A 1,070-nucleotide genomic window follows, 5' to 3' on the forward strand; every position below is an offset into this window, starting at 1 on the left:
AGGCTCGCCAGGCTCACCCCCAGCCGCCGCGCCTGGGCCCGCAGCCGCTCGTTCAGCGCCTGCGGCAGCATCCGTTGCGCCTCGCCAACCCCGCTGCCGTCGCCATGCACCTCGATCAGCCCGAACGGCAGCGTCGGCTCGTCGATGTCGGCCAGCATCGAGCGGAAGAACGCTTCATGCTCTTCGGACGAACCGCCGAGACGGGCCTGCGCCACCAGATTGCGGAACGGCTGCGGAGCTGCCAGCTCATGACGCCGTCCCTCGACCACGGTCCGCACTTCGGCATGCATCACTTCCAGCGTCGTGTGATCGCCGATCAGATGATGCTGCAGCTCCAACAGCAGCCAGCGTGTGCTGCCGGGCTCGCGCGCGATCACGAACCGCAACAGCGGCGCCTGGCCAAGATCGATGCGATACTGACGCGGATCGAACCGGCGCTTCAGCTGCTCATGACCGGGACCGCCATCTTCATCCAGCTCGACCTCGCTCACATCCAGGGCCGCCTTGCGCCAGACCACCTGGGCCGGGCTCGACAGCCCCTCCCAGACAAAGGCCGTGCGCAGAATGTCGTGCCGGTCCACCACCTGTTGGACCGCAGCAAGGTAGCGATCGAGCACACCGCGATCGGCAAAGGCCATCTCACTGACGAGCAGATACGGATCGCCCTGGCTGGCCAGCAGATGATGGAACAGAATGCCGTCCTGCAGCGGCGACAGGCCATAGATATCCTGGATGTTGGCGACCCCGCCCGGCACCGTCGACACGATCCGGTCGATCTCCTGTTGGGTCAGATCGATCAGCGGCAGCATCTGCGGCGTGATCGCCGCGGTCTGTTCGCCGATCAGGTTGGCAGGCACCGCCACCTCGTGATGGCTGCCAAGGCTTGCGGCCAGATCGCAAAGCACCGGCCTGGCGAACAGGGTGCGCACCTCCACCCCGAGCGACAGCCGTCGCAGCCGCTCCATCAGCTGCACCGCCAGCAGCGAGTGGCCGCCGAGCTCGAAGAAGTTGTCGTGGCGGCCGACCCGCTCGACCCCGAGCAGCTCTTGCCAGATCCCGGCCAGGGCCGT

1 protein-coding gene is annotated in these 1,070 nt (G+C 67.0%); it reads right to left on the reverse strand.

Annotation, left to right across the window (positions count from 1 at the left end):
- Positions 1–1,070 (reverse strand): condensation domain-containing protein (locus ACFFNA_RS36865; RefSeq protein ID WP_378924960.1); only part of this gene is annotated, 1,070 nt, incomplete at both ends.

Source organism: Mesorhizobium kowhaii, from assembly GCF_042431665.1.
Classification (GTDB): Bacteria; Pseudomonadota; Alphaproteobacteria; order Rhizobiales; family Rhizobiaceae; genus Mesorhizobium; species Mesorhizobium kowhaii.